11 protein-coding genes, 2 tRNA genes and 5 pseudogenes are annotated in these 8389 nt (G+C 48.7%); 11 read left to right on the forward strand and 7 right to left on the reverse strand.

The genetic code is table 11. The features are described from left to right. Positions 1-149: pseudogene (locus NDA02_RS27730) on the forward strand (IS5/IS1182 family transposase); the annotation flags it as partial. A 53-nt stretch (positions 150-202) separates the two neighbouring features. Here NDA02_RS27730 and NDA02_RS27735 read toward each other — a convergent pair. Beyond that, a pseudogene (locus NDA02_RS27735) lies at positions 203-457 on the reverse strand (IS1 family transposase); the annotation flags it as partial. A 39-nt stretch (positions 458-496) separates the two neighbouring features. On the opposite strand from NDA02_RS27735, the pseudogene NDA02_RS27740 reads away from it, so the two are divergent. The 5 genes and pseudogenes from NDA02_RS27740 to NDA02_RS27760 all read left to right on the forward strand — a co-directional run. Continuing rightward, positions 497-874, forward strand: a pseudogene (locus tag NDA02_RS27740) (isochorismatase family protein); the annotation flags it as partial. Between the two features lie 149 nt (positions 875-1023). After that, complete coding sequence (locus NDA02_RS27745) at positions 1024-1641, forward strand: FMN-dependent NADH-azoreductase (RefSeq protein ID WP_190791260.1); 618 nt, start codon at positions 1024-1026, stop codon at positions 1639-1641. 46 nt (positions 1642-1687) lie between these two features. Next, the gene (locus NDA02_RS27750) at positions 1688-2263 is read left to right on the forward strand and encodes an antibiotic biosynthesis monooxygenase (RefSeq protein ID WP_190791261.1); all 576 of its coding nucleotides are present in this window, start codon (positions 1688-1690) and stop codon (positions 2261-2263) included. A 36-nt stretch (positions 2264-2299) separates the two neighbouring features. Continuing rightward, positions 2300-2575 (forward strand): UBP-type zinc finger domain-containing protein, encoded by a 276-nt coding sequence (locus NDA02_RS27755; protein WP_190791262.1) that lies wholly within the window; start codon positions 2300-2302, stop codon positions 2573-2575. Between the two features lie 32 nt (positions 2576-2607). Further along, the gene (locus NDA02_RS27760) at positions 2608-3555 is read left to right on the forward strand and encodes a DUF5996 family protein (protein ID WP_190791263.1); all 948 of its coding nucleotides are present in this window, start codon (positions 2608-2610) and stop codon (positions 3553-3555) included. A 181-nt stretch (positions 3556-3736) separates the two neighbouring features. Here NDA02_RS27760 and NDA02_RS27765 read toward each other — a convergent pair whose 3' ends face one another. From NDA02_RS27765 to NDA02_RS27790, 6 genes and pseudogenes are all read right to left on the reverse strand, one after another. After that, a complete protein-coding gene (locus NDA02_RS27765; RefSeq protein ID WP_190791264.1) occupies positions 3737-3949 on the reverse strand; it encodes a hypothetical protein in 213 nt (70 codons plus the stop codon). A 277-nt stretch (positions 3950-4226) separates the two neighbouring features. Next, positions 4227-4509: pseudogene (locus NDA02_RS27770) on the reverse strand (integrase core domain-containing protein); the annotation flags it as partial. Between the two features lie 33 nt (positions 4510-4542). Next, positions 4543-5028, reverse strand: coding sequence for an IS1 family transposase (locus tag NDA02_RS27775; RefSeq protein WP_348249340.1), 486 nt, complete (start codon positions 5026-5028; stop codon positions 4543-4545). Next, positions 5021-5314: an IS1-like element transposase gene (locus NDA02_RS27780; protein ID WP_348249341.1), complete on the reverse strand. Its 294-nt coding sequence runs from the start codon at positions 5312-5314 to the stop codon at positions 5021-5023. Before NDA02_RS27780 ends, NDA02_RS27775 begins: the two co-directional genes overlap by 8 nt. 84 nt (positions 5315-5398) lie before the next feature. After that, positions 5399-6249, reverse strand: a pseudogene (locus NDA02_RS27785) (IS3 family transposase); the annotation flags it as partial. A gap of 64 nt (positions 6250-6313) precedes the next feature. Further along, on the reverse strand, positions 6314-6664 hold the full coding sequence (locus NDA02_RS27790) for a hypothetical protein (protein WP_348256277.1): 351 nt from the start codon (positions 6662-6664) through the stop codon (positions 6314-6316). 98 nt (positions 6665-6762) lie between these two features. On the opposite strand from NDA02_RS27790, the gene NDA02_RS27795 reads away from it, so the two are divergent. The 5 genes from NDA02_RS27795 (at position 6763) to NDA02_RS27815 (ending at position 8357) form a co-directional block, all read left to right on the forward strand. Further along, positions 6763-6981: a hypothetical protein gene (locus NDA02_RS27795; RefSeq protein ID WP_348256278.1), complete on the forward strand. Its 219-nt coding sequence runs from the start codon at positions 6763-6765 to the stop codon at positions 6979-6981. Between the two features lie 75 nt (positions 6982-7056). Next, complete coding sequence (locus NDA02_RS27800; RefSeq protein WP_348256279.1) at positions 7057-7587, forward strand: HNH endonuclease; 531 nt, start codon at positions 7057-7059, stop codon at positions 7585-7587. 28 nt (positions 7588-7615) lie between these two features. After that, entirely contained in the window at positions 7616-8002 is a 387-nt protein-coding gene (locus NDA02_RS27805; RefSeq protein WP_348256280.1) for an alr0857 family protein, read from the forward strand. Between the two features lie 196 nt (positions 8003-8198). Further along, positions 8199-8274 (forward strand) — tRNA-Asp (locus tag NDA02_RS27810). A 6-nt stretch (positions 8275-8280) separates the two neighbouring features. Continuing rightward, a tRNA-Glu gene (locus NDA02_RS27815) sits at positions 8281-8357 on the forward strand. Positions 8358-8389 lie beyond the last annotated feature (32 nt).

An 8389-nucleotide genomic window follows, 5' to 3' on the forward strand; every position in this document is an offset into this window, starting at 1 on the left:
AATCGCGAGTGGTCTGTGAAAATGCGTTTGCTGGAGTCAAGCGTTACAATGCGGTGAGCGCTATCTATCGCAATCGAAAAGCGGAGTTTGATGATCACCTTATGCTAACCGCAGCAGGATTATGGAACTTCTACCTGACTGCGGCATAGGAAGAACTTGAAAGGTCGCATTGGCTAGCTCTGTTCTTATTTCCCGACAACTCTAATAACTCACCAATTTGTTTGACCCAAGTAATGACCGTCGTATGATGAACGCCTTTGACCCGTTCGATAGCACGAAAACCCATGCCGTTGACATACAGTTTGAGACATTCACGCTTGAACTCATCTGGGTATCCAGTAGGCAGATCATAGATTTCGATGAATTGTCGCCGACACGCTTTACAAAGGTAATTTTGTTTACCTCTTTGCTTGCCGTTCTTACTGATATCAGTTGAGCTACAGTCGGGACATTGCATCGGTTTCACCCTGATTTCATATCCCTATTATGCAATGCCGAATTTGTTAAAGCCGTAGAAGCAACTGGTAAGAAGCAATTGATTATTGCCGGAATTGTCACGGATGTCTGTGTGACTTTTTGCACACTTTCAGCATTGGAGGCAGGGTATGACGTTTTTGTTGTCACCGATGCCTCTGGCACCTTCAATGAAACCTGTCGCGATGCAGCTTGGGATCGGATGTCTCGTGCTGGCGCTCAGTTGGTCAATTGGTATAGCGTTGTGGGTGAATTGCACCGTGATTGGCGTAACGATATTGAAGGGCTAGGTAATCTCCTTGCAGGGTTTAGTCCTGACTACAAAAACCTAATGACGAGCTATGCAGCAACATCAAATGCTGGCTCTGCCAATCGCGAACGCCTCATGACTCGTGTGTAACTAAGTGAATGCTGTCATTGCTCAGTGATCCAGTTCATTTGCGGCATTGCAGCAGCACTGGATGATTTCGTGCATAGAATAGGGGCGATCGCCAGCGGTTGCTCATTCGTCTCCGCTACATTCTTCATTCACAATCTGAGATTTATCCTATGACCCACATTCTCCATTTAGATGCGAGTCCGCGTGGCGATCGCTCCATCTCTCGCACGCTCTCTAAAGAGTTCATTAACCAATGGAAAACCACTCATCCCAACGACACCATCACCTACCGTGATATTGGGCATTACCCTGTTCCTTTTGTGAGCGAAGACTGGATCGCGGCTGCATTTACTCCATCCGATCAACATACACCTGAGTTAGCCGCTGCAATTCAAATGTCCGACGAATTGATCGACGAGTTTTTATCAGCCGACCGCTACGTTTTCAGTATCCCCATGTATAACTTCAGCATTCCTGCCAACTTAAAAGCCTACCTTGACCAGATTGTGCGAGCGGGACGTACATTCTCCGTTGATGAAACAGGTTACAAGGGACTGGTTCACAACAAGAAAATGACGATCATTATGGCTCAAGGCGGAGCCTATCCCGAAGGTAGCCCTACTCACGCCTATGATCTACAAACGCCCTACCTGCGACTCATTTTTGGGTTTATTGGTATAACGGATATTGAGTTCGTCTATGCCGATAGCCTTAATCTGGGTGATGAAGCCCGGAATCTGGCGATCGCAAATGCTCAGTCTGCCCTAAAAGCTGCCATCGCACATTAGCACTCATCGCGTTCCTTGCAACCAAGTTTTTCTGAGGTCATCTCTCATGCTAGAGCCAGGGGTAGTAGGTACAGATGAAGAAACTCACCAAGTAACCGCCATCATTTCTCACTTCGTTCGATCTGGGCGTGAGCAAGGTTATGAGGAATGGTTGCACGGAATTGCGACGGCTGCCCATCAATTTAAGGGACACTTAGGGGTCAGCGTGATCCGTCCCTGTGACCATGCTCATCCTGAATATGTAGCAATTCTCAGATTTGATCATTACGACAACCTCAAAACCTGGCTGGAATCCAGTGTGCGGCAGGAATGGCTAGAGCGGTTGCAGCCCTTGATTGAAAAGCCTGAAACCATTCAAACTCTAACGGGTCTGGAAACCTGGTTTACGCTTCCCAACAAACCCATGAAGGCTCCACCTCCGCGCTACAAAATGGCGATCGTGACATGGCTGGGAGTGTTTTTTACGATATCTATTCTCAATCGTTTGCTAGTACCGCTCCTAGCTGGGCTTCCAGTATTGCTCAGAACGTTGTTGGTTACAGGTCTAACGGTTGCCCTGCTGACCTACGTGATTATGCCGCGCCTCACTCAACTCTTTCGCACATGGCTGTATCCCATTTGATCAAGTACATATCTTGCACATTCACAGAAATCTTCCATGTCTTGTCAACACCTGAACGAACTGACACTAGAGAATATGATTTCAAAAGCCAATTACCCGGTATTCCGCTGTGAAGAATGCCTTCGGGTTGGCGATCGCTGGGTTCACTTGAGAATTTGTCAAACCTGCGGCAAAATGCTGTGCTGCGACTCGTCTAAAAATCAACACGCTCGCCACCATTACGAAGAAAGCGGACACGCGGTGATTAGTTCAGCCGAATTGGGAGAACAATGGCTGTGGTGTTTTGCCGACGAACAACAGAAGAACTATTGATCACGCGCCCCTTTTCTACTCGCGAGGAAACCATGATATCAAATCAGCCTGCCCTAACGGATATTTGGCCGAGTTTACCCCTGGACGCATGGCAAGAGACCTATACCACCTTGCACATGTGGACTCAAATCATCGGCAAAATCCGATTTGCCCAAACTCCGTGGATTAATCATTCCTGGCATATCCCCCTCTATTTAACCGTTCGGGGACTGACCACGTCCACGATTCCCTATGGCAGTCGCATCTTTCAAATCGACTTTGATTTTATTGATCACGAACTGCTGATTCAAACCAGCGAAGGGGCAAGACGAGCGATCGCACTCTACCCTCGCTCGGTTGCTGATTTTTATCAGACTGTGATGGAAACTCTGAGAGAATTAGATTTTCACATCACGATTAACACCAAACCAAATGAAGTCCCTGATCCAATTCGATTTGAGCAGGATGAAACCCATGCTGCTTATGATGCGGATTATGCCAATCGATGCTGGCGAGTGTTGCTACAGTCCGATCGCGTCTTTCGAGAATTTCGTTCCCATTTTTCCGGCAAGGTTAGTCCGGTTCATTTTTTCTGGGGGAGTTTTGATTTAGCAGTGACTCGCTTTTCGGGGCGATCGGCTCCTGAACATCCAGGAGGGGTGCCAAATCTACCGGATGCAGTGGCGCAGGAAGCCTATTCCCAGGAAGTCAGTAGTGCCGGATTTTGGCCCGGAGCCGGATTATCATACCCAGCGTTTTATTCCTATGCGTACCCAGAACCCGATGGGTTTAAGCAGGCTGAGGTTCGTCCCGATGCTGCATTTTACAATAAAGAGTTGGGTGAATTTATTTTGCCCTATGACGCTGTCCGCGAGGCAGAATCACCGGATCAGATGTTGTTAGAGTTCTTGCAAAGCACTTACGAAGCTGCCGCCAGGTTAGGCAACTGGAATCAAGAGGAACTTCAGCAGTTGACATTTAAGTCGCAACTGCATTCCTAAATTAGCGTTTAACTAGCAGATCTTAAGTGGTGAAATGTAGGACAGTTTCGCAGACTGGTTTATTGGACGCTTAACCCTTGAGCGTGAAGGACAATTCCGATGAACCTACTGGCAATTACTCCAATTTTGGGAACCCGTCAGGGCATTCTGGCGCGATCGCTCCCCTGAGAATGCAGACAAACTAAGATTTCTCCTCAGCCTGGAAGGAACTCGTTGGCAATACACCAATGATGTTCAAAACTTGGTAGCCATCAGCCTCGACACCTTCCTCAATACCGGTCACTTTGCCTGGAAGAGTATCGCCCTGCCCCTCTGCTCCGACCTTTCCGGTAATAAGACCGCCGACTGTGGCACACCTCCTGCCAGCAGCCATCGCCTCCAAGCTCTTCATCATGAAGTTTGCGAGCTTCGGCTGCCATCAACAAACTGCACGCCCAGCACTCTTCATTGAGCGATCGCCCCATATACTTCTGCTCCAGAAAGCCCTCCTATTGCGCCTGAAATGCTTGTCCTTCCGGGAAACCTCGGTAATAATCTGAGAATAATCAGATAGAGATAAGTGCAATTTTAGCCACTTGATTGACTCAAGCTATCCTCAAGGAGGAATGGAACAATTGAAGTGAACCCATGAATTCGGACAGGAGATCGAAGACTTTAAGGAAGTGTCTCTTTTATATCACATTTCCTTTTTGTTGTTCATTCCATTTCTTCTCATATTCATCCGGTGTTAAATAACCCAATGATGAATGTATTCTCTTCTTTGTGTACACATTCTCTAAAAACTGTTCAATCTGTTCATACGCCTCTGCGAAATTCCGATACTCCGATAAGTCAACTTCCTCCTCTTTGATCGTTCGCATCCATCGCTCTGCATAGCCGTTCTGCCATGCCTGTCCCACTTCTGCCTGCGTGCTGCTCTAGCAGCTTGGCATACTCATTCGCTGCGTATTGAACGCGGTAGTGTTTTACATTTGTTGATGTTTATAATTACAGTTGAAGCCCGAACTCATAACGGTTGATATACAATCCAATCACGGTATCGTGCATTTGCTCAGACTTGGAAAAGCAAATCGTCTTTCGCGCTAATCGCTTGATTCTTGTCCTTAGCGTCAAATGCTTCCGTTCAATTCTTTGGGTGTTTGCCTTTCCAACTTTATGCTGCTGAGCTTCTAAACATCGTTCATAAGCTCCCCATCCATCTGTGTAAAACTTCTTAATGCCAAAGGGTTCCAACAGTGCTTGCAGCTTCTTAAATACTGCATCACTATGATTCCCAAATACATACGCTAATACTTTCCGACTGTGATGGTCAATTGCCCACCATAGCCATCGCTGATTTGCCTTCTTCTGAACGAAACTCCACATCTCGTCTAGCTCACTTTCAATGCCTGAATTCTCTGCTCCAAGACTAACTCGAACAATCTCGACCTGCACTTGCTCAGGCTCAATCTGTTGTAGAAGGAGTTCATTCACTGCTTTGAGCACTTCTTGTTTTTTTAAGTTCTCCAATCACTGTTCGAGTACTGACCTGCAACACTCTGGCAATGTCTCGAATACCACTCCCGTTGAGGCTCATTTCCACAATCTGCTCTTTGACAGCGCTAGTGCGTCCTGGGTAAGACGGGTTCAGCATAAAGGTTCGTCCTTGACAAATCTCAGAGCGACAGAGGAAGCGCTGTTTACCTTGGGCTGTTTTGCCGTTTTTCACGACATCCCTATCGGCTTGACAATGGGGACAAACAACTGGAATCAGTGCCATTAGAGTGAATACTTGTAGATGGGGAAAACAAACAGATTGCTAGTGCCACTAGTTTACCCTATCAACAGATGTAAGACACTACCCGTATTGAACGCCTTGGTCAGAATGATGGATCTCTGGTCGCCCCTTCGCTAGTCCCTTCATCAGAGCCGTGATCGTCAAGCTCACCTCCATGCTTCTCGCCAGATGCCAACCCCGAATACTACGCGTGAACACATCCATTAACACTGCCAAATACACAAATTCCTGTTGCAGCCTGATGTACGTGATGTCCCCTACCCAAACTTGATCCGGTCGCTCGATGGCTAAATCCATCACCAGGTTCGGATATCGCTGGAACGCATGGTTGCTGTTGGTCGTCCGTTTCCGTCTGACCGGTTGCTTGCCAACCAGTCCTAGCTCCCTCATCAGCCGCGCTACCCGTTTGTGGTTAATCTCCTGTCCTTGACGTTGTAGCATCGCCGTGATGTGACGATAACCATAGGTCGGATGCTGCCCACAAAGCTTGACAATTGCCTCTTTGATCTCAGTCTCGTCTGGCGGTGGCTGCGATTGATAGTAGACTTGGCTGCGTGGGTAGTTCAACACCTGACACAGGGTCGCAATCGGATACTCCTGGCTCAACTGCATTACCGTCTCCCGTTTTTGTCCAGGCTCAAGTAGCTCGATGCTTTTTTTGCGATCTCTAGCTGTACCGTCAACTGCCCCACTAACCGCTCCAATTCGGCGATCTTCTGTTCATGCTCACTGCCCACTTCACCCCGCTCAAAGATGCTCGGTGCCTGCTCCAAAAATTCTTTGCGCCACCGATTCAGCACATTCGGGTTCAGCTTGTGCGCTCGGCACAGATCGCTCGGTGTCTTTTCGCCACTCAGCACTTGCAGGATGACTTTGGCTTTGAACTCTGCGGTGTATTGACGACGGTTTGCTGTTATAGTTGCCCCCTTTCAAGAACAAGGATACTACTCCTACCCTCCTGTCCGAAAAGCGGGGGTCATTTCAAATAGCTCCATTGATTGTCAGCCCTAAACACATCATCTGTTGTGGGTGAATGGTCTTACCTGTAATCGCACATTGCTCATGTTGCTGTGCGATCGCCCTAAACGTGGCTCGAATATCTGACATGGATAACAATGGGGGATAAGAGGGCGATCGCCTATCCTCGGCTGAATACGGTCGCACCTCATCCACCCCCATCTGTTGTTCCACAAACTGCCAAAACACATCTCGAATCAGGGTTTGATAGCCCTGTTCACCAGAAATCTCCCGCAATCGCTCTTTCAGTTCAGGTTCCAGTCGGATACTCGTCACCTGCATTTCCGAAGTGCTACCCCGTTTGCGTGTATCCATAACCGAACATCCTAAATTTCAATCAAGGGTGGACAATTTAATACTACAAATGTAGTATGTAGACATTCGGATTTGTAATACAAATACTACAGCCTTCCATGATACGCATCCTTCTCACCACCTTAAGCAGCGCCATGCAGTGCCGACCTCAACACGGTCTAGGCAGAGCAGCGGCGCTGTTTGCGTTTGAGGGGACGTATTGGTTTAGCGGCGGTAAATCCGTCAGAGAAGGCATTGATAGTAACATCGCCGGACGACTCAATTCGGATCAACTGACTAGCAGCGGGAGGTGCAGGGCGACCCTGACACCGACATAGGGAAAGCCATATTAACTTCCCCAACCCCCGCTCCTGGTGTTCAGAGGCGGGGGTTATTTTTTGAGGAGAAAACTCATGCAGACCAAGCAGCGACAGAAAATTCCAATACTTCAGAACCAGGTCGTGGTGTTTTCTAAGAACTACCTGCCCCTGGCACGAATTAACCTTAAACGGGCGATCGTGCTTCTGGTTACCGGGCAGGCGGAGACCCTGGAGTTCAGCAGCACCCAGCAATGGGAAGTCCGCTCTCCCAGCGTCGTACTACAAATCCCAGATCACATCCGGTTGACCAGTGGCAATCCAGAGCGGCATTGGAAAGTACCTCCTGTAAATCGACGGGAAGTCTTTCGTCGCGACAACCACACCTGTCAGTACTGCGGCAGCACCAAGCATTTGACGCTGGATCACGTGATTCCCCGCTCAAAAGACGGAACCCATACCTGGGACAACGTAGTGACCGCCTGCGAGAAGTGCAATTCATGCAAAGGTGATCGCCTCCTGCATGAAACCGGAATGGTACTGAGAGCCAAACCCAAAGCACCAATGCATCCAGCGATCGCCTTTGCCGAGCAGTTTTGGAAAGAACAGCAACCTGTTGACACCTGACCTCAAGCCTAAAAAGGAGGCACGATCGATGTTGAAGCTGAACTACACCGATGTTGGGCTGTACATGGAGCGGACCACGACCAACCCCGAACTGTTGATTGCCCAGCGAGTCCTCCTGGCAATGCGGTTAGGGCAAACGCTCCATGTTGAACCCGGTTGTGCCTCCTTTCTGCTGCCTGCGGATATTTCTGAACTGAAAGTGCTGGGGATGGCACTAGATCGGGAGTATGGCTCAGCAGCCACCCTCATTGCTGTAGATGAGGAGTTTGTGGAAGTTGGGCTGAGCGGAAGTTGGATTGCCGAGGACAAGGATGCTCACGAAGGGATGTTCTTGGCGGTGATGAGCGATCGCACCGAGTTCCTGATCTACAAACTGTGGCAGATGAGTGAAGCCCATATTTCCTCCCTAGCGTAACGGGGGGACCCAGTAGGAGAGGGCGATACAAGCATTTCTTTCCCGATCGCCCTCCTACTTAAGAAAAAAAGTTGTAGTACAGGGTTGACAACTTGTAGCACTTTTGTAGTATAAATGTAGTATCAACACTGCAACCTCTCACAAAGGCGCTGTAGTAAACCCTCCGAACCTTGAAAATCGCATAAATGCCACCTTTGGGGGTGTAGCTTAGTCTGGCTCAAAGCAGTTGCCTGTCGAGCGAAAGATCGTGGGTTCAAATCCCATCTCCCCCGCCTTGTAGCATCGTGGACGAATAGAGAAGTCGCCGTGCCTCTCAAGCATGGAGAAGCGGGTGCAACCCCCGTCGATGCTCCCAATGAGGATGTAGCTCAGATGGACAGAGTGCTT

Origin of the sequence: Leptolyngbya sp. ST-U4 (assembly GCF_039962215.1) — a bacterium.
Classification (GTDB): Bacteria; Cyanobacteriota; Cyanobacteriia; order Elainellales; family Elainellaceae; genus Leptolyngbya_A.

What these genes read in the sequence shown, in the direction of transcription:
- NDA02_RS27800 (WP_348256279.1), top strand. Translation starts at nt 7,057, where the DNA reads ATGCAGACCAAGCAGCGACAGAAAATTCCAATACTTCAGAACCAGGTC.
- NDA02_RS27805 (WP_348256280.1), top strand. Translation starts at nt 7,616, where the DNA reads ATGTTGAAGCTGAACTACACCGATGTTGGGCTGTACATGGAGCGGACC.
- NDA02_RS27750 (WP_190791261.1), top strand. Translation starts at nt 1,688, where the DNA reads ATGCTAGAGCCAGGGGTAGTAGGTACAGATGAAGAAACTCACCAAGTA.
- NDA02_RS27790 (WP_348256277.1), bottom strand. Translation starts at nt 6,664, where the DNA reads ATGGATACACGCAAACGGGGTAGCACTTCGGAAATGCAGGTGACGAGT.
- NDA02_RS27755 (WP_190791262.1), top strand. Translation starts at nt 2,300, where the DNA reads ATGTCTTGTCAACACCTGAACGAACTGACACTAGAGAATATGATTTCA.
- NDA02_RS27780 (WP_348249341.1), bottom strand. Translation starts at nt 5,314, where the DNA reads ATGGCACTGATTCCAGTTGTTTGTCCCCATTGTCAAGCCGATAGGGAT.
- NDA02_RS27760 (WP_190791263.1), top strand. Translation starts at nt 2,608, where the DNA reads ATGATATCAAATCAGCCTGCCCTAACGGATATTTGGCCGAGTTTACCC.
- NDA02_RS27795 (WP_348256278.1), top strand. Translation starts at nt 6,763, where the DNA reads ATGATACGCATCCTTCTCACCACCTTAAGCAGCGCCATGCAGTGCCGA.
- NDA02_RS27745 (WP_190791260.1), top strand. Translation starts at nt 1,024, where the DNA reads ATGACCCACATTCTCCATTTAGATGCGAGTCCGCGTGGCGATCGCTCC.
- NDA02_RS27765 (WP_190791264.1), bottom strand. Translation starts at nt 3,949, where the DNA reads ATGATGAAGAGCTTGGAGGCGATGGCTGCTGGCAGGAGGTGTGCCACA.